Below are 18976 nucleotides of genomic sequence, written 5' to 3'. Positions count from 1 at the left end.
CTCCAAACCCCGCTCGAATCCAGGGCTGTTTCATTCTCTTGTAGGGTCAATCCCTCGTGAAGAGCCCCGATATCTGAAACTCGAATCAGTCCTTCCCAATTCTTCAATCTCAAATCTAATCAATCAATCAATCAATCTAAAATCTAAAATCTAAAATCTAAAATCTTAACTGTCCCAACCCCAAACAAAGCGGGCGCTCCAGAGGATGAGCAAGCAGCCGAGGGCGATCCAGTCTCGGATTTTCAATTGCAACTGGTGCCATTCTACACGGTGTCGATCGGGACTGGTGAAGCCGCGAACTTTCATGGCGCTGGCTATTTGTTCAGCTCGCAGGAGCAAGTTTTCTAACAGCCGCTCCGCTATCATCAACCACACTTGAGCGGCGCTGCGAAATCCGAGTTTTTTCCAGTTTATCGCTCTGGTTCTGACCGATCGCACTAAATTTTGTATTTCTTCCAATACTAGGGGAATAAATCGCAAAGATAAAGTTAATGTTAAGGCTATTTCGGTAATAGGCCAGTTCAAGCGACGCAAGGGCTGCATTAAGTTTTCAAGGGCGGCGGTAATTTCTTCGCTGGCTGTGGTGAGAAGGTAGAGGTTGGTGCTGTAAATTACTGTGAAAAATAGGGTGCTGACGTTGATAGCTAAATCTAGGGATTTGCGGGTGATTTTAATCGGGCCTTGTTTTAATAAAACGTAGCGGTAGTTTGTGGGTTGGGGGAGTTGATTTGGGCTTTGGGCTTTGGGATTGGGGATTGGGGAGTTTGAGCCTAAGTTAAAAGGTTTATACCAGGGTTTTGGTTGGGGCGGGGGTGGAAGAGTTGCGGGCTGTTGGGAAAAGGTTAATTCGTCGGCGGGGATGCGGGGCTGGTGTTCTGCGGGGAGTCCGTCGGGGGCGATCGCGCTGAGGCAAAATATTAATAGGCAGAATAGCAGCAGCAGTCCCATTTGCTGTTTCCACACGCGCAGGGGAATGGCTGCTGTTAGTGTCAGTACGATTAACATTCCTACTAGCATCAGCCGCCAGATGGGATTGGCGAGTATGGGCGCAATCAGAAATGTCATCAACCAGGCTAGTTTTACGCGGGAGTCTAGCCGGTGAAGCCAGGTTACGGGTTGTTCTAGGTAAAGTCCTATGGGGAGCGATCTAAGTAAGTCCATTTGGGATTTTAGATTTTAGATTTTAGATTTTAGATTGTCGATTATTAATAATACTAATTTATTGAACCGCGAAGACGCGAAGGACGCGAAGCAAGACAAGAGAAGAAAGAGAATAGAATAGAAAAAAACGCAATTTGCTTTGATCGTTAAATTGCGTTTTTTATGGGTCTTCCGTACTTAGTGTACTAATTTATCTGAAATTAATGGCTTAAATTTTTACACAACCAGGATTTCCGGTCTTACTTTAGTTAATTTGGAGCCATTTTTTCCTTCGATTCATACATAGCTTGGGTTTTAACTACTTAAACTAATAGTTTGGCACACTAAGTACGGAAGAGCCTTTTTTATTGAATCGAAAATCGAAAATTACTTGACGCGCAGTGCTCTATTTGTTGTGCTCATTTCGGTGGCACGAACTTTTTTGCCTCTCCAAAGTAGCCGCATTGGTGTACCGGTAAAGCCGAGGTGTTTGCGGAATTGGCTTTCCATGTAGCGGCGGTAATTTTCTGTGAAGCGTTTGGGATCGTTGACAAATAGGGCGATTGTCGGTGGCTGCGATCGCACTTGAGTACCGTAATAGATTTTGCCTTGTTTTCCTTGGCGGGTAACTGGGGCTGAGTGCCAGGTTGTGGCTTCTTCTATGACTTCGTTAATGACGGCGGTAGTGACGCGGCGCTTGTGTTCGTCGGAGGCTTTGTCTACTAATTCAATGATTTTTTCAACACGCTGTCCACTCATGGCGCTAACAAAAATCATTTCTGCCCAGTCGAGGAAATAAAGTCGGGTTCTGACTTCTCTTTCGTACTCGTAGATTGTGTCGGAGTCTTTTTCTACGGCATCCCATTTGTTGACGACTATGATGCAGGCTCGACCTTCTTGGCTGATGCGATCGGCTAATTTTTGGTCTTGATCTGTAACGCCGTCAATTGCGTCAATTACTAACAGTATGACGTTGGCGCGGCGGATGGCTTTGAAAGCGCGGTTGATCCCGAAAAATTCTGCGCCGTATTCGACGTTTTTCTTTTTGCGAATTCCGGCTGTGTCGATCAGGCGGTAGGTTTTACCGTTGCGTTCTACTAAGGTGTCGATCGCGTCGCGGGTTGTCCCGGAAATCGGGCTGACTATAGCGCGATTTTCTCCTAGAAATGCGTTTAACAAACTCGATTTGCCGACGTTGGGACGACCGATAATTGCTACTTTAATTTCCTCAACTTCTGGTAATACTTCCGTGGGAAGATAAGTTATTAATTTGTCAAGCAATTCGCCGGTGCCGTTGCCGTGAATGCCGGAAACTGGGAAAGGTTCTCCGAGCCCCAATTGCCAAAAGTCTGCAGCTTGGGTGAGTCCTGTATTTTCGGATTCGCATTTGTTGACTGCGAGAATGACTGGGACTTTTTGCAGTCTCAGCCAAGATGCGATCGATTCGTCGCCGCCGGTGAGCCCTGTTTTTCCGTCAACTACGAAAATGGCTGCGCTGGCTTCTGCGAGGGCCGCCATTGCTTGTTCGCGAATTAAAGGCAGAAATTCTGTCTCGTCGTCGAATACTAGCCCGCCGGTGTCTACGACTTGATATTCCCGATCGCCCCAGTATGCTGGTCTGTAAGTGCGATCGCGCGTGATTCCCGGTTCGTCGTGGACGATCGCGTCTTGGGTGTTGGCTAAACGGTTGACGAGCGTCGATTTGCCTACATTGGGGCGTCCAATAATAGCAACTATAGGTAGAGACATAAAAGTAGCAGCAATAAGGCTGCGCCGTAATTTTGAGGTTTAGCCTTTTATTGTAAGCGAAACTGGCCCAGATTGTATGCGATCGGGCTGCATCGTGTATTATAGGCCCTCCGGGGCTGTGTGGCCCGCGCCGCGAATTCATGGCGACCTCTGGAAACGAGATAAAGAAGGCTCGGACTGTTAATCTGGATTACCAGAGCCTGGTAACGATAAAAGCTTGCTGCACCTTCTCTAAAAATTGCTAAATGGAACGACTTATTTCTGTATTCGGGTTAGCTGTTTTTGTCGGTTTGTCCTACGTCTTTTCAGTCGATCGGCGCGCTGTCAAGTGGCCGCCCGTATTGTGGGGAATTGCTTTACAGCTAATTTTTGCTATTTTGATTCTCAAAACTGCTCCGGGTTTGGCTGTATTTAAATTTTTGGGAGATATGGTGACGCAGTTTCTCAATTTTTCGGATGCGGGGGCAAAGTTTATCTTTGGAGATAATTTTGCAGAACACTTTATCGCTTTTAAAGTGCTGCCAACTATCATTTTTTTCTCTTCGTTTATCACCCTACTTTATCACTACGGCATTTTACAGCGAGTTGTGCAAGCAGTGGCATGGTTGATGATTAAAACCATGAAAACTTCTGGCGCCGAAACGCTTTCTTGTGCTGCGAATATCTTTATCGGGCAAACGGAAGCTCCTTTGTTAATTAAACCTTATTTGGCGGCGATGACGCTCTCGGAACTCCATGCTGTCATGACGGGAGGATTTGCCACAATTGCCGGCGGAGTCATGGCAGCTTATATTTCTTTTGGAGTACCGGCTCAACATTTAATTGCGGCGTCGGTGATGTCTGCACCAGCAGCTTTGGCTATTTCTAAATTGCTGTACCCAGAAACTGAAAAGTCGCTGACTGCTGGGGAGGTGGAGGTGAAGGTGGAACAGGTTTATGCTAATGCGGTGGATGCGGCGGCTTCGGGTGCTAGCGACGGGTTGAAGTTGGCGGCGAATGTGGCCGCGATGCTGATTGCTTTTTTGGGTTTGTTGGCTTTTTTTAATGCGCTTTTGGGGTGGTTTGGAGGGCTAATTAGTTTGCCTCAGTTGTCGCTAGAATTAATTTTTGCTTATTTGATGGCTCCGGTTGCTTGGCTGATGGGGGTGCCTTGGGCTGATTGTGCAGAGGTGGGGATTGTTTTGGGAAAAAAAACGATTTTGAATGAGTTTATTGCTTATTTAGATTTGATGGAATTGGTGAAACAACAGGCGATTTCTGAACGATCGCAAATTATCTCGACTTATGCTTTGTGCGGGTTTTCTAACATTGGTTCGATCGGGATTCAGATTGGGGGAATTGGCGCGATGGCCCCGCAGCGGCAAGGCGATTTGGCGAGGTTGGGCGTGAGGGCGATGATTGCTGGCTCTGTGGCTTGTTTTATGACTGCTTGTATCGCGGGGATGCTGATTTGAAAGTTTTGAGTTTTTAGTTAAGCTGTGCGGTGCTTATGGCGCACCTTACATTAACTCCAGTAAATCTTATTAAATAAAAGTTAAAAAACCCACCAAATTATTTGATGGGTGGTATTACTTTGATCATTGGCGAGGCAGGACATGGAATTTTAGCGATCGGCTATTATTGAAAACAAGCAGGAGTTTAGTTTTTGACGAAAGCTTAAAACAGCAGCTTAAAAATGGAAACTAAATTTCCCTCAAAGCTCAACACATTAGGTGGTAATATGGCTGTTCTGCAACTAGAAGACGGTAGAACATATACGGATATCCGGGCGATCGCGAGTCAACTGGCAGTTTTAAATATTGAGATCGATTCCCTGCCCACTAACGAAAATCCGGCGTTTCAAGAACTGCTCGTTCAAGACATTCTCAATGTTACAGAAAAACAGCAGATTCTCGCAGCATATAATAGTGAGTTTGAACAGTTTAAGCGCGCCAGCGGATATCGGTGGTGCGACTTAAAAGTGCTGCATCCAGGTTCGCAGCAGATTTACGCACTGATGACTCAAAGCGATCGCACTCATACCCACACAGATGCAGAAGTTCTTCACATTTTAGCTGGGGAATGCGTTTTTGGGTTTGTGTATTCTAACGGCTCTCAGGTACAATTAATGCTGCAAGCTGAAGAATACATTAAAGTGCCGGCTAATACCGAACATTGGTTTTATCTCACTCCGTCGCTGTACTTGAAAGCCTTGCAGTATTACACGAGTGCTCAAGGCTGGGTTCCTAAGTATACCAACAGGAAACTAAAAATTAAAAACTAAATGTATGGTGCGCTTCGGCGCACCTTCCTCTATCAAAATAGGCGATTGAAATGGCGACACTACAAACAAAGTCTCTCTATAAAAGACGAGGATTAAATGCTCTCTACTTCATTAGGTGCGGCCATTTCAATTTCTTCGCATCGCTGCAAAAGCGCTTCTATTTCCTGAGCTAAAAAAATTACTTCCGGCCAAGAAGAACCGTTGATTAAATCTTGAGCGTGAGCTAATTTGTTTCTCAATGCCTCTGCTGACTTTAAAAAACGCTCCCCGTAGCGTTTGGATTTGAGCCCCAGCCGATCGACTATTTCAGCCGAACTCAGGATTAAATCTCGCTTGTCGCAGAATTGCAGGTAATCGATTAAGTCAATTGCTTCATTTCTGGATCGCCCCAATTCCCAAAGGTGTTTTGCGGCTAAAATGCGATCGCCCTTAAGCAATTTCTGCCAAGAATCTTGGGGAAAGTAAATCCGCACTATCCGCAATAAATTCATTTCCAGAAGCGTCACCAATCCAAACAGCAGCATCCGCACTGGTGCTTTTTGTAAATCGCCGCAGGTAACAATCCCGTTGATCCTGTTGCTTTCCAATACAAATAATCTCGGTTTTTCTCGCAGCAGCGGCAGCAATTCCATCAAAGGAGTGGCGGCGGCAATTAATTGGGAGGGGTGAAAAATTTGCTGGTAGTCGCTGCACTTGCCTGTCTTTAAGTGCGATCGTTCTACATAGCCGCAAACCGTGCCGTTTTCTTCGATACCGAGCACGTCAAAATCGCGGGCCTCCATCCACGATCGCAATTTGGCGGCATCTTCGCAAGCGGGGACAGCTTTCAGCGGTTCCGCGAGGTATTTAACTGTAATGCTGTCTTTGAATAAATCCCGCAAGTCGGCGGAACTTGATTTTAAATGTTTCATCTCATGTCCGGTAATTTCATGGATCGTTGCGCGACAAAATGACAATTAATATTGTAACTGCCAGTAAAGACGCCGTATTACCGTGGGAGAATCTCTGTTTTGGAAAAAGGGTTTTTTAGAAGTGCGATCGTCCCCCTTGCACTCCTGTAAAATCAAAACAGAGATGCTGCCTTACCCAAGGCGAACTTAACGTTAAACCCATAGTCCGGCTCTTGTTGAAACCCCTGCCTCAAAGCTAAATTCCTCGCTATGAGGACTAATGAGTTCTTCAGTCCTCTTAAGAGGACTTTCGCTATGAGACAGGGAATTCATTCCCTGGCGGAATGCCGGGTGAACGGGAGGAATGGCGGACTAAAAGCTTAAGTTGACACTAATATGCCTTACCGTGTCCCTACAGATTTCATGATATTACTTACTGGCTAATTCCGGGCAATAATGATTGGCGGCAAGGGTGGTAATAATATCCGTATCGGCGAGAAAACTTTCTTTGGCAGTTGGATTTTCGATACTGACAGCTTGCCCGATCGCTCTTAATTTAACTTCCGGCAGAGAAAGTCCCGATTTTGCTTCCGCACACATTCTTTTAGCGGCCGCAATTTTTTGACCAGGGGCCCTTCGGATTGCTTGCAGTAAATTGTCCGTTGCTTCGGGAGAGTAGCTTTTTGCTAAGCGTTGATAGTCTTCGAGAAATTTCCCATCGTTTCCTGTCAGCTTAATGTCGGATTCTTGGGGCGAACACAACAAATTTAAGTTAATTACTTCTCCTACTGAATTGACAAGAAAACATCCTTCGCGTTCTTGGGCGCTCGCGCTTTGGTTGCTGGGTACAAATTGTATAATAATAACGGCGGACAGAACAGCAGTTAAACGCGAGTAATTTAGCATGGGAATTACGTGATATATTTGGGATTCTTAACCGCCGAATGCGGAGCAATGTGGTGTTTTTGAGTTAGAGCGTGTCCGGTAAATTAACCGAAATAATTGTAGGGGCGGGTTTCACCAACCATCTATACTTCTAACTAAAAATCTACATAAATCCGCCCTCCAAGCTGTCGGCAATTCAACAAAAATAATATCAGACGAACATTTCGTTGTCTAGGGAAGTTTTCATTAACAGCAAACATCCCCCTTGTGTGAGGGGCGAATGTGTGGAATCGGGAACCGATCGAATGTAGTCGCCTTGATGGCAAATTTCCCCTTCTACAATTAAGTCTCCTTCTAATACAAGCACTTCCTCCGAGGCAGCGTGTCGGTGCATGGGAAATGTTACTCCAGGTTCTAGGCGCATCAAGCAGGTAATTTCGCGCTTTTTTTTGTCAATGTAAAGCTTGCCGAACGAGACTCCCGGAACTCCATAAGATTTCCATTTGACATCGTGCGATCGCACTATTAAAGATGGAGTATTGTTCTCGGTTGGGGAAGTAACAATTGGCTTTATATTGCCTGATTCGGCCAGGGTGGGCGGCAGTTGGGCTATACGCTGGAACAGGCGGTTTTTGAGGTCGGGGGCGACAGGAACTGGGGGGGCTGTGTAGGCGATCGCGGCAATTGTGGATTCCAAAGCAGCTAATTCACTTGTAAGTTCTGGGGACTCTTTCAATTTCTCTGCAAATGCGCCACGTTCTGACTCGTCGAGGGTATCGAGAGCTTGAAGGGCTGCAAGGATTGTATACTCCTCGTCTGGCATCATTTCCATCTGTTTTCCGCCATTAATTGTAATTCAGCCTAGGTTAATTTTAAACTTGAAATTGGTCTGCAGCCCTCGCACTCAAGATGGATGATTGGAGATGCCACAATTTTAGATTAATGTTAAACAACTTAAATTTTGTTTTTTGACTATCTAAAATTCTTCGCTCAAAGCTTGACGCAATTTGGAAAGACCCAACCGAATTCGGGTTTTGATTGTACCTGTCGGGATACCAGTTTTAGCTGCGATCGCCGCGCAAGTCAGCCCTTGGTAGTAAGCGAGTTCGATCGCCTGTTGCTGTTCCTTTGGCAGCTTTTCTAAGGCCGCTTTGACTTGTTCCCTGCGTTCTTTAAACATGGCATCTTCCATCGGTTCTGCAACGCTAGAGATGGGTACTTTAGCCTCTTCCAGACAAGCTTCAGCAGCCCGGACTGTTCGCTGCACAGCTCGCAGCCGATCGAGGGAACGACTGCGGGTAAGCATGAACAACCAGGTATCTGCTCGACTGCGAGAAGGATCGTAAGTTGCTGCTTTTTGCCAAATTTGGGAAAAAACATCGAGTACCACTTCTTCAGCTTCTTCTACCGAACCCAGGATTTTGTAAGCGAGAGCGTAACTTGGGCGACCGTAGCGATCGTAAAGTTTAGCTAATGCCGTTTGGTCTTTCTGGGCAATCTGCACTAAAAGCAGCGATTCATCGCCTGACTTCTGGCCTGTCATCTCAGTGTACCGAAAATTTTTGTTTTGACTGCACAGATCCAAAATTAAAAATTCGGCGTATATCACTACAGAACATAATTGTAAGTTTGAAGTTGGGGTACAAACTGGAGTATGCCTTTTCAGGCTAATTTTGTCGTGCTTTGAATTGTAAAAATCCCAAGTCATATTGGATTTTACCACCTAATTAATTATTTGGTTGAGACTTAGCAATCCGCTTTATGCAGAACAAAAAAATCCCTGAGCGTGAAGAGTCTATCGATTTTCGATTTTCGATTTTCGATTTTCGATTAAAGAATTGAAGCATTGACCCCCCGGATAAATTCGGGGGCAAGTTTCATCGGATACAGGTTTTTTATTTCTGGGTTCTGAGTCTGCGAAGGAATGAATCACGTGGCGGGTATCCTGGATGCTTTCGGTCAAAACAGCGCCATTCACTCGTTCCCAAGCTTTGTTCGATCGCTCCCAATAAGAGCCTGGAAACCCCTCTAAGCGAGGCTCTGGCTCCGCTCTATCGAGGGAAGCCGTGTCTGGGAGCAGGTCTTCCCAAGCATAGTCCGGGAACGAGTAAATCCTCAATTACCCACTTTTTTACAGAAATTAGTCTGGCAGCACAGATCCAAAATTGCCAAACCTTCGTATACCACCAATAGGAGAAGGCTCAGCAACAGCGCCAAAGCCCGACAGGTTGGCAGATTGCAACCTGTTGCTACAAAAGTCCAACCCGCTAATACCAATTTAATGTGAAGTTTCACATATCTCGATCCCCCTAAATCCCCCTGATTGTTGGGGAGTAGGGGTTGACTTTGAGAATAATCTTGTCCCCCCCTTGTAGGGGCGGTGCGACCCCTACTCCCCGTGCCCGCCCTCTTGGCTAGGGGGGATCAGATTCTACGGGTCCTCATAAAAAATTGGTATAAGGCCGGTTATTTACCATTGATTTGTGCAAAAATTACATTGAAATAAAGGTGCTAACTGTGAAGCTCACAAAAAAAATTCGCCGAACCATACTAGCTATTGAAGTAGCTCTAATTGCTCTATTAACTCCAGGGATAATTGTCGCTTCTGACCACGACGACGGCGAAGTAGATATCAAAGGTCGCGCTGTAAATTTAACTGACCTGTACGTATATCGCGAAAAAGACCAAAACTCCGGTGCTGCGGACGGGGATTTAGTATTTACGATGAATTCAAATCCCAGGTCTGTCGCCCGTTATCAATATTATTTCAGCACTACAGCCCTCTACCAATTTCACATCACCCAGGTAGGTGACGTGAATTCTACACCTACTGGACGTTCGGATATTATCTTGCGGTTTGCCTTCAGTCCGCCTAACAATAGAGGTATGCAAGCGGTAGCTGTAACTGTTGTTCGCGGTGGCTCGGAGACTGTTGCTAAGACTACTGTTAACGGCGGGCTAATTGCTACAACTCCGCTGAATTCTAATGCTGTTTTGAATACAGTACCTGTGGGCGGTTCTAACTTGACTGTATTTGCGGGTTTACGCGAAGACCCATTTTTCTTTGATGTGGAACAATTTTTTAGAGTTCGCGCCGCAGCTTTGGGAACGGGGCCGCGCACTGCTTTTAAAGAACCGAGTCAAGCGATCGACTTTACTAAAGGTTACAACGTCAATACAATTGCTGTGCGCGTTCCGAAAGCGTTTTTGCAAGCAGGAACAGGGGCAAATACTTTTGATGTTTGGTCAACAGTTTCGATCCGGGATGGAGCTGGCGGTTTTAAACAATTCGAGCGTTTAGCAAGACCTGCAATTAATGAGGGTTTGATAGTTACTCCCGCTTATCTGGAAGCATTCAATAATATTCCTCCCAGATCGGATTTGAGCGCTGCTGCTGCTCCGGTGCGGCAGGAAGCTGTTGCTACTCTGAATGCTGTGGATCTTTTGGACGGTCGGGATAATGTCGATCCAAATGCGATCGCCGGAGCTTTCTTACCCGATGTCATGCGGATCGATACCACAAAAACCAGCGGCTACGCTAGCGCTACCAATGCTCAAGGAAGCTTGATCGGAGGTCGTATGCTGATGGATGACGTTATTGATATCACTCTGGGAGCTTTGGTAGGTTCTCCGGTTGGTGATAACGTTTCATATAACGGAAGTCCGGGAAATCCGGCTCAGGGACACAAACCTTTAGAACCGACTTTTCCTTATTTGGCTTTGCCTAATTAGTCAGTTGACAGTTGACAGTTGACAGTTGACAGTTGACAGTTGATGGTAGTCAGCTCTATGAATGTAGGGTGCGTCGCTATGAGATTTTTAATGAAACTTGCAGATTATAGATGGCGACGCACCTTACCACAATAGAAAAGGCTTTTTTTGACCGCAGATGAAGGCGGATTAACGCAGATGAACGCGGATGTATGAAAACTAAAATTAAACCGGAAATAAAATCGGATATTTTCTCGTGGTGGCTGCTGGGAGTGGTTCCTTTAGTTGGGATGGTAGTAGTGAATTTACCTCCTAACTTGCGTTTTATTTCAGCAACTTTTTCTAACAAAAGCCCCGAAAATCTCGATACTAATTACCGCTATCATTTTTCGGAAAGTTTGAGAAATAATCCCAATCAAAAGGAAGCAATTCAACAAGAGATTGCTTTTTACCAGCAGCGGTTGGCCGTTGATTCCCGCAGCGGTTTGAACCGGGCGTCACTGGCGGGATCTTATTTAAAAATGGCTCGCGCTACTGGGGAGGGAGGTTGGTTTTTATTGGCAGAACAAGCGGCTCAAAGGTCGATCGCCGATTTGCCTTTTGACAACCAAGGTGCGCTGTTAGTTTTAGCTCGAATTGCCGAGGCGAGACACGATTTTGCTACTGCTTTGCGCTTTGCTAAACAGGCGGGTTCTGACAATGAAGATGCGATCGCCCTTTCAGTTACATCTCACTTAGCGATGGGAAAAGTGAGCGAGGCAAATGTAGCCGCAGAAGCCTTAGTTAACCGGATTCCTAACTTGGGTTCTCTCACTTTGAGAGCTTTAGTGAGAGAGTCTCAGGGCCGAGATGCTGAGGTTTTGCAGGATTACCGGCAAGCAATGGCGGCGGAGGAACCGGGAGAGGTTGCTGGTTCGGCGCGGGCCCGATCGCTCTTGGGTCGATTTTACGCGCGTCGCGGGCAGTTTGTGCAGGCGAAAGCGCTGTTTTTGGAGGCGCTGCGGTTGGTGCCGCGATACCCGCTGGCGCTGATTTATTTGGCGGACTTGGAGACGCGGCAGGGCAATTATCGGGAAGCCGAAGGCTATTACAGCAAGGTTTCTGCGTATTCTGGCGGGGTTGCGACTTTGTTCGATCGCATTGTCGATCGCGGTATGGCGAGGGTGAAGGATTTGCAGGGAGATGCGATCGAATCCCGGCGACTTCGCGACAAAGCAGAAGCAGGGCTGCGACAGGAACAGGTTTCTGGCGGTTTTGGCCACCGCAGGGATTTAGCAAGTTTGCTGCTGGAAAAAGGTCGATCGCAGGATGTCGCGGAAGCGCTGGCGTTAATGCAGGAGGAGGTGAAAATTCGCCGGGATGCTGTCACGCTGGATACTTTAGCCTGGGCGCTTTCGGCCTCTGGGGAATGGCAAAAGGCCGATCGAGTGATGGCCGAAATAGTGCGATCGGGGATTCGCGATGCGGGGATGTTTTACCGGGCTGGTGCGATCGCCCGTACTTTAGGTAAGGATGCTGAATCTCGCGCTTATTTTCAAAAGTCCAAGGAAATTGACCCGACTTTTGACGATCGAGCTCGCCAAGCATTGGGTTTGGGAAGTTATGAATTTTGAGATTAGCTAATAGCAGCCATTCGGCCAAGTTCGCCATTCCCTCAATCCGCCAGGGGTTTCAACCCCTGCCTAAAAGCTTAAGTCCTCTTGCATAGGACTGAAATGCACAATTGTTAAATTTGATTAGCTATTCAGTCGGTTTTAACCGACTTTCGCTATGAGACGGGGATTTCAATCCCCGGCGGCCTTGCGGGTAAGCGCGCTGGAAAAATCACAACAAACACAAATAATTCATCCGAAAATCACTAAAAAAACAGGGATTTATGCAGTACAAGCTGAACCGAATTTTCCAATTATTTATCCTATTTTCTCTGACACTTTCCTTGTTACTAACAACCTCAAACAGACCAGTTTACTCACACTGGTCAGACTTATCCGTAGCAGAAATAGTAGTCAACGATTTGCAAGCCGAAATAACATTAACTTTCCCAACAGGCTTAACAAACTTCGCCGACGACAATCGAGACAGCCAGCTACAACCTGCTGAAGTTCGCAGCCACCAAACACAGCTAGAAAATTTTTTTAGCCAACAAATCCGCATCGCCAACAGTAGCAATATTCAAGGCTCCGTAGCAGTAAACCCGCTAGAAATAGCAGCTAAAAGCACCAGTGTTATCCAGCAGCCCAATACCCACAGCACCTTAATTTTAGACTACACCTGGCCCGCACCTTCTCAAGATAAAACCCCCGGTTTACCTGATGCAATTTCCATCTCCAAACCTAATTTTCGGATTAATTACAATCTATTTTTGCCCGGAGTTCCGACAGCTAGCTGTCAAGCTACGATTGTGCAAGGGGGTGCTGTAAAAAGCTTTGTGTTTACGCCGCAAAACCGGGACTTTTTGTTAGCAGGAAAGGAATCTATCTGGGATTCAGGTTGGAGTTTGCTGCTAGCAGTAGCGGGAGCATTTGCTTGGGGATGCGTGCACGCGATGTCGCCCGGACACGGAAAAACCATAGTCGGCGCTTATTTAGTTGGTTCGCGGGCTACTCCGCTACACGCTTTATTTCTAGCAGCGACGACTACAATTACTCACACTGCCGGCGTGTTTGCGGTGGGCGGAATTACTTTGTTTGCTTCTAACTTAATTGACCCAGAAAAATTAGATCCTTGGCTGAGTTTAATCTCTGGTTTATTAGTAGCCTTTATCGGGTTTAACTTACTCTTATCAAAAATTAAGACGAGGTTGGTAGTGGGGACTGAAGTTCTCAAAAAAATTAAAACTAAATTTTTTAATAAAAACTGGTTTTTAAGGAGTAAAGTCTTTACTGCGGAATGTGAAGAACCAGTAAATCTTTTGATTAGAGGAAGTTGGGAGCGAGAATTTAAGCCTGTAAAACCCGATATATCTCACCACTACCACCATCACGGAGACGGCCGGATTCACTCGCACTTGCCTCCCGGTGCTGACGGTTCTGCGATTACTTGGAAAAGCTTATTAGCCTTGGGGATTTCCGGCGGTTTGTTGCCTTGTCCTTCCGCTTTGGTGATGCTGTTGAGCGCGTCGGCTTTGGGCAATGTTGGTTTGGGAATGACGTTAGTGGTAGCGTTTAGTTTGGGATTGGCTTTAGTGCTGAGTGCGATCGGATTAATCTTAGTTTATGCCAAACGGAATTTTGATAAACTGCCTAAACAGATAACAGCAGTCAAATTTCTGCCTGCGATTAGCGCGATGTTTGTAATGTTTTTGGGGTTGGGGATTACCGGACAGGCGATGTTGAAAATATTGGGGGCGAGTCAATGGGTAATTGGCAATGGATAAGCATAAAATTAGGACTCTCCCTCCTAACTACAAACTTACGAATAAGTCTGATTTTAGATACCCGATTTCTGGAAGAAGGCGGGTATCTGGGTATTCTGTTTTTTAGCCGTTGCTCAGTTATCAGGCCGCACTATTATATTTATTAATAATTTCGGCTAAATCCGGTACTCCCTTTTCCACGTAAGTCTTAGCTGAGGGGCGGAGTTTGGCATAAGCGCCTCTAACAACCGCTCTTGTGCTGTTCTCGGCTTTTTTGTCGCTGATCTGGAGCAATTCGTCTGCTACTTCAGCTTTTCTTTGGGCTAGATATTCGACTGGGTTGCCATTGTTTACTGCTTCAGCCCACATCGGATCGAGTGCGATCGAGATTTCTGGCAGAAGTTGATCGACGACTTGGGCGCAATAGTCAGCCCGTATCCCCTTGACAGTAGAGTAGGCAGCTTTAAGAGCCATACCACCCAATCCCGGCGCTGCTGCAACTTGTTTGTCTATCAGCTTTACACAGTCATCAACAAAACTTTCTCTGTTGTTTTCATTCAAGAGAATATCGCTAAGTCCCATTTTCGCTTTCCTTGATTTAATAGTCAATGTGCTTATTAGCTTGGAGAGCCATCAGGGGATTATATATCTATTTTGATCCTTTACTCAGGATTACACAAGTTTTTTAAGGTTGGAAAGTCTTTACTTGACAAGCTGATGTTGAGATTTGTCTAGTAGTATGTTATAGGAATTAAGGTTCAATCTGCTAGTCATTATTGACCTAGGGTTTGTAGTAAGGGCTTTAGTCCTTATTAGGTGAGATTAATGAGGACTAAAGCCCTGACTACAAACTGATGAGTTGTGAACAGCCACATAGAAAAGAGGACAGCTCGAAAAAAAGATTAGAAAGGCTCTGCCTAAGTTCGATCGCACTTGCACGTATCTTGCAGGTATCATTACGATTGGACGTTCGGCTTGACGCCTGCAGGTACTGAAACGAGGGGAAGTTTCACGGTTTGAGCCGGGCGATCGCTCGATCGCACTACCAAATTTTTCGGTAATTTCGCGGAAGTGCTTAGTCCGGGAAATATTTGAAGCGATAAGGTTAAGCCGGCGGCTAATAATAGTTTTTCAAACATGGCCTTGTCTCCCATACCTATGCCCTAGGGCATAATTCCTCTTACACCTACAACATATAAACATCTTCAGTCGCTTGGTGCGATCGCACGGGCATAGTTAAGTGACATCTATCACCACTGAGAAGGGGGTGATGGGGATAGGGGGTGTGGGCATAGGGGGTAATGGGCATTAGGGATGTGGGGGAGAGTGGGAAATCTTGACTCGCACTTCTGGCGTCAACATCCGTTGAACGTGTTAAATTCCTTACACTGCTTCCTTGCCAAACTTCCCTACAAATCAAGAATTGTCCTAGAGAAAGAAGCCGTTGAGTCTCTCTCAAAGGTAGAATTAGCGCGTAGAAGTTATTTGACACAGCGGAGGTACCGACAATATGCTTGCATACTTTCTGGCGTTAGCGGTCGGTCTAGGCAGCTTCAGTATTTACATGGCGGCCTTCTTTTTTCCAGAAGTACACCGCAAAAGTGATTTTACCTGGAGCGGGGTAGGGCTTTTTTATGCGTTAATTTTATGGGCTTGTGCGGGACGAATTACTGGTGCTCTCCTGCTTGGTCAAATGGCGGGCGTGGCGATGTTGGGCTGGTTTGCCTGGGAAACTCTGACTTTGCGCCGGCAGGTGACGCCGATTGCTGAGCAAACGCCGATTCCTCAGTCGGCGAATTTGGCTGCAGGAGGCGTGCCGTTTGCTGGCTTGTTTGCCAAGAAAAAAGAACCCGCAGCAGCGAAAAAACCTAAGTTTGTTCGATCGCCCAAACCGAAAACTGATGTGGTTCCAGCACCCACTCTGGATAAGGGCGAGGTAAAGCTAGAGGAACAGCCGGCGATTACCCCCATAGCTGAAAGTATTGCTGAAAGTGCGATCGCCCCTGACTTGAAAATTCCCGACTCGAAAACACCTGCAATTGCAGAAATACCAGTGTTTTCAGTCGAAACTCCTGCTGCTGAGACTTCACAACCTCCAGCAGAATTAGCCAGCAACTTCACTCCTCTACCTCTACCTCTAGAAATTTCAGAAATAGCCGTTGCACCAAGTGTGGAGCCAGTAGAGGCTCAGCCAGAGCCTCAACAGCAGCCAGAAGTCGATGATTTTGACGAGGAAACAGAATGGAGGACAGCCGTTAAAGAGTCGCAGGCGGCAGCGGCAGCGGCGGCGGCCCCAACGGCGGCCCCAACTCCTCCTACTCCTCCTAAACCAGCTAAAAAAGCCGGCGGTTTCGGTAGTCTGTTTGACAATATCAAAAATAGTCTCGGCGGTATGTTGGGACTCGGTGCGGGTAAAAACAAGTCTGATGCAACTCCCCAGACGCCAAAACCTTCAGCGACTCCAGAATCGATCGTACCTGAATCTCAAATAACGGCAACTCCTGCACCAGGTATCGACCAAATTCTCGAATCCGAATTAGCCCAGGCGGCTGCGGAGGTGGCAGCCGAAACCAGCAACACTGTTGTGGAAACCAGCCTTGGAGTGCCTTTTCCCACCAATGTTGAAGCAATGGCCGCGTTGATGGCCACAGAAACCGCGAGTTCTGACAAAATAGTGGACGGGACGATCGAAGATCGATCGTCCGCCCAAATCCAGACACCGCTGGCTGCTATTGGTGAACCGGAAGCAGCAGCAGGCGTACCAGAAGCAGAAGCCCCTGCTTTATCTGTGGAAACCCAGACACCGCTGGCTGCAGTTGGTGAACCGGAAGCAGCAGGCGTACCGGAAGCAGAAGCCCCTGCTGTATCTCTGGAAATGACAGTGGTGGAAATGGCAGAGCCTGTAGAGATAGAAGTACCGGGAGAACCTGGGTTGAGCGTGCAGGTGGAAACGGTTTCAGTATCAGTGATCTCGATCGAATCCACAGATAAAACACCATCTTCTGAGGGAGAACAACCGGAATTGATTCGCCCGAATCCCCCCCCTTCCACAGATAAAACACCATCTTCTGAGGGAGAACAACCGGAATTGATTCGCCCGAATCCCCCCCCTTCGGAGCTAGTAGAAGCTGCTCGTGCGGCCGATGAATCCAAGTCTGAGAATGTATCCGGCGAAGATAAGCCGTCATCTTAAGGCAGAAAGCAAAAGGTAGAAACCAGAATTTTGTTGATTCTGCCTTCTGCCTTCTGCCTTCTTACTTCTTACTTCTTACTTCTTACTTCTTACTTTTTTCTTCTTACTTCTTACTTCTTACTTCTTACTTTTTTCTTCTGCCTTCTTCCCTCTTCCCTTTGCCTTCTGCCCTCTGCCTTCTGCCTTCTGCCTTCTTCCCTCTTCCTTCTTCCGACGGACATCGGACTGACATCCGTTACATCCGTTACATCCGTTACATCCGTTACAGAATCCGTTGCCGAACTTCCCTCTTCCCTCTTCCTTCTCCCTTAATATTATGAAAGCAATTATGGTCGTGGGAACAACATCTCACGCAGGGAAATCATTACTCGTTGCAGCTTTGTGTAGAATCTTTAAGCGGCGAGGCTGGCGGGTAACTCCGTTTAAAGGTCAGAATATGGCACTGAATTCCTATGTCACAGCCGCCGGCGGAGAGATTGGTTACGCTCAAGCAGTGCAAGCTTGGGCTGCGGGCGTCGCACCTTGGGTAGAAATGAATCCGATTTTGCTCAAGCCACAAGGAGACATGACTTCTCAATTGATTGTCAAGGGCCGGGCGATCGCCAATGTGCGAGCATCTCAATATTACGAGCAGTATTTCGATATCGGCTGGCAAGCTATTCGGGAATCTTTAGAATTTCTCAAGCAAGAATTTGACATGATTGTGTGTGAGGGAGCCGGTAGCCCTGCTGAGATTAATCTCAAACACCGCGATTTAACAAATATGCGGGTAGCTAAATATTTAAAAGCTCGAACTTTGCTAGTAGTTGATATCGATCGCGGCGGTGCTTTTGCTCACATTATCGGTACTTTGGAATTGCTCGATCCAGACGAACGAGCTTTAATTAAAGGATTCATTATTAATAAGTTCCGAGGGCAAAAATCGATATTAGATCCGGGCCTGACTTGGCTAGAAGAAAGGACGGGAATCCCGGTAGTTGGGGTGATTCCTTGGATAGACGAAGTGTTTCCCTCAGAAGATTCTCTCGATTTGCTCGATCGGCGTTCTCCTAATTCTCAAACCGACATAAATATTTCGGTCATCCGCCTGCCCCGAATTTCCAATTTTACAGACTTTGACCCCCTGGAGTCGGAAACTACCGTCACAGTCAAATATGTCAGCCCAAAAGACCATTTAGGCCATCCAGACGCCGTGATTTTACCAGGCTCTAAAACTACAATTTCCGATTTACAGGTGCTGCGCCAAACAGGTATGGCAAAAGCTCTTCAAAATTATTTAGTAGCTGGCGGTACAGTCATGGGAGTTTGCGGCGGCTTTCAGATGCTGGGAGAAAGTATCACCGATAAAGAAGGCATTGAGGGAGAAAAGGGAGAATTTCCAGGATTGGGATTACTGCCTTTGAAAACTGCGATGGCACCGAACAAAATTGCGCGCCAACGAATCGTAACATCTAACTATCCTCAACCGGGTTTGCCAGTTTCCGGTTACGAAATTCATCAAGGAAAAACGCAAATCCTAGAGTCAGATTTGACTCAACCGCTATTTGACGATGCTAGTTTAGGCATTGTCAATACTTCTCAATCAATTTGGGGTACATACCTGCACGGCATCTTTGACAACGGGGCTTGGCGGCGAGCTTGGTTAAATCACTTGCGGCAGCAGCGGGGACTCCGCGCATTGCCTACAGGTATTCCTAATTACCGAGAACACCGCGAAACTCTGTTAGACTCTCTAGCAGATACAGTGGAAAAGCATTTAGATATAAAGCATATTTTAGGTTAATTAGTTA

Annotated in this window: 17 protein-coding genes; 7 read left to right on the top strand and 10 right to left on the bottom strand. The window is 46.6% G+C overall.

The window, feature by feature from the left end; all coding sequences use genetic code 11:
- Window positions 1–165 precede the first annotated feature (165 nt).
- Together QT990_RS03005 and der are read right to left on the bottom strand one after the other, a co-directional pair.
- Window positions 166–1161 carry an energy-coupling factor transporter transmembrane protein EcfT gene (locus QT990_RS03005; RefSeq protein WP_333141034.1) on the bottom strand — a complete coding sequence of 332 codons (996 nt, stop codon included), beginning with the start codon at window positions 1159–1161 and terminating at the stop codon, window positions 166–168.
- 366 nt (window positions 1162–1527) lie between these two features.
- Window positions 1528–2889 carry a ribosome biogenesis GTPase Der gene (gene der / locus QT990_RS03000; protein ID WP_333103879.1) on the bottom strand — a complete coding sequence of 454 codons (1362 nt, stop codon included), beginning with the start codon at window positions 2887–2889 and terminating at the stop codon, window positions 1528–1530.
- 245 nt (window positions 2890–3134) lie between these two features.
- Here der and QT990_RS02995 point away from each other — a divergent pair, with 245 nt between their 5' ends.
- Window positions 3135–4343: a NupC/NupG family nucleoside CNT transporter gene (locus tag QT990_RS02995; protein ID WP_333141037.1), complete on the top strand. Its 1209-nt coding sequence runs from the start codon at window positions 3135–3137 to the stop codon at window positions 4341–4343.
- A 221-nt stretch (window positions 4344–4564) separates the two neighbouring features.
- Window positions 4565–5152 (top strand): acireductone dioxygenase, encoded by a 588-nt coding sequence (locus tag QT990_RS02990; RefSeq protein ID WP_333141039.1) that lies wholly within the window; start codon window positions 4565–4567, stop codon window positions 5150–5152.
- Window positions 5153–5244: 92 nt separating this feature from the next.
- Here the strand turns inward: QT990_RS02990 and QT990_RS02985 are convergent, their stop codons facing one another.
- The 5 genes from QT990_RS02985 to QT990_RS02965 form a co-directional block, all read right to left on the bottom strand.
- The gene (locus tag QT990_RS02985) at window positions 5245–6063 is read right to left on the bottom strand and encodes a hypothetical protein (protein WP_333307453.1); all 819 of its coding nucleotides are present in this window, start codon (window positions 6061–6063) and stop codon (window positions 5245–5247) included.
- A gap of 408 nt (window positions 6064–6471) precedes the next feature.
- Window positions 6472–6948, bottom strand: a complete 477-nt coding sequence (locus tag QT990_RS02980; protein ID WP_333307456.1) for a DUF732 domain-containing protein — start codon at window positions 6946–6948, stop codon at window positions 6472–6474.
- 190 nt (window positions 6949–7138) lie between these two features.
- Window positions 7139–7753, bottom strand: a complete 615-nt coding sequence (locus tag QT990_RS02975; protein WP_333307458.1) for a cupin domain-containing protein — start codon at window positions 7751–7753, stop codon at window positions 7139–7141.
- A 150-nt stretch (window positions 7754–7903) separates the two neighbouring features.
- Window positions 7904–8470 (bottom strand): sigma-70 family RNA polymerase sigma factor, encoded by a 567-nt coding sequence (locus tag QT990_RS02970; RefSeq protein ID WP_333288130.1) that lies wholly within the window; start codon window positions 8468–8470, stop codon window positions 7904–7906.
- A gap of 572 nt (window positions 8471–9042) precedes the next feature.
- Window positions 9043–9222 (bottom strand): hypothetical protein, encoded by a 180-nt coding sequence (locus tag QT990_RS02965; protein ID WP_333141050.1) that lies wholly within the window; start codon window positions 9220–9222, stop codon window positions 9043–9045.
- A gap of 222 nt (window positions 9223–9444) precedes the next feature.
- Between QT990_RS02965 and QT990_RS02960 the strand changes: the two genes are divergently transcribed.
- The 3 genes from QT990_RS02960 to QT990_RS02950 all read left to right on the top strand — a co-directional run bounded on the left by QT990_RS02960 (window position 9445) and on the right by QT990_RS02950 (window position 14014).
- Complete coding sequence (locus tag QT990_RS02960) at window positions 9445–10659, top strand: DUF4331 domain-containing protein (RefSeq protein ID WP_333141052.1); 1215 nt, start codon at window positions 9445–9447, stop codon at window positions 10657–10659.
- Between the two features lie 191 nt (window positions 10660–10850).
- Window positions 10851–12251, top strand: a complete 1401-nt coding sequence (locus tag QT990_RS02955) for a hypothetical protein (protein WP_333307462.1) — start codon at window positions 10851–10853, stop codon at window positions 12249–12251.
- Window positions 12252–12514: 263 nt separating this feature from the next.
- Window positions 12515–14014 (top strand): HoxN/HupN/NixA family nickel/cobalt transporter, encoded by a 1500-nt coding sequence (locus QT990_RS02950; RefSeq protein ID WP_333141056.1) that lies wholly within the window; start codon window positions 12515–12517, stop codon window positions 14012–14014.
- A 120-nt stretch (window positions 14015–14134) separates the two neighbouring features.
- On the opposite strand, the gene QT990_RS02945 is transcribed toward QT990_RS02950, so the two are convergent.
- The 3 genes from QT990_RS02945 to QT990_RS02935 all read right to left on the bottom strand — a co-directional run bounded on the left by QT990_RS02945 (window position 14135) and on the right by QT990_RS02935 (window position 15485).
- Window positions 14135–14575 carry a DUF6918 family protein gene (locus QT990_RS02945; RefSeq protein WP_333141058.1) on the bottom strand — a complete coding sequence of 147 codons (441 nt, stop codon included), beginning with the start codon at window positions 14573–14575 and terminating at the stop codon, window positions 14135–14137.
- A 374-nt stretch (window positions 14576–14949) separates the two neighbouring features.
- Entirely contained in the window at window positions 14950–15132 is a 183-nt protein-coding gene (locus QT990_RS02940) for a hypothetical protein (protein WP_333103867.1), read from the bottom strand.
- Window positions 15133–15179: 47 nt separating this feature from the next.
- On the bottom strand, window positions 15180–15485 hold the full coding sequence (locus QT990_RS02935) for a hypothetical protein (protein ID WP_333141061.1): 306 nt from the start codon (window positions 15483–15485) through the stop codon (window positions 15180–15182).
- Between the two features lie 18 nt (window positions 15486–15503).
- Between QT990_RS02935 and QT990_RS02930 the strand changes: the two genes are divergently transcribed.
- The gene (locus tag QT990_RS02930) at window positions 15504–17186 is read left to right on the top strand and encodes a Ycf66 family protein (RefSeq protein ID WP_333307464.1); all 1683 of its coding nucleotides are present in this window, start codon (window positions 15504–15506) and stop codon (window positions 17184–17186) included.
- A 316-nt stretch (window positions 17187–17502) separates the two neighbouring features.
- Window positions 17503–18969, top strand: a complete 1467-nt coding sequence (cobQ, locus tag QT990_RS02925) for a cobyric acid synthase CobQ (RefSeq protein WP_333141065.1) — start codon at window positions 17503–17505, stop codon at window positions 18967–18969.
- The last annotated feature ends 7 nt before the right edge of the window (window positions 18970–18976 follow it).

The organism is Microcoleus sp. T3_B1, assembly GCF_036700445.1.
GTDB lineage: Bacteria > Cyanobacteriota > Cyanobacteriia > Cyanobacteriales > Microcoleaceae > Microcoleus.
The sequence above is the reverse complement of the archived record's forward strand: the minus strand, read 5'-3'. Positions and strand labels throughout refer to the sequence as shown.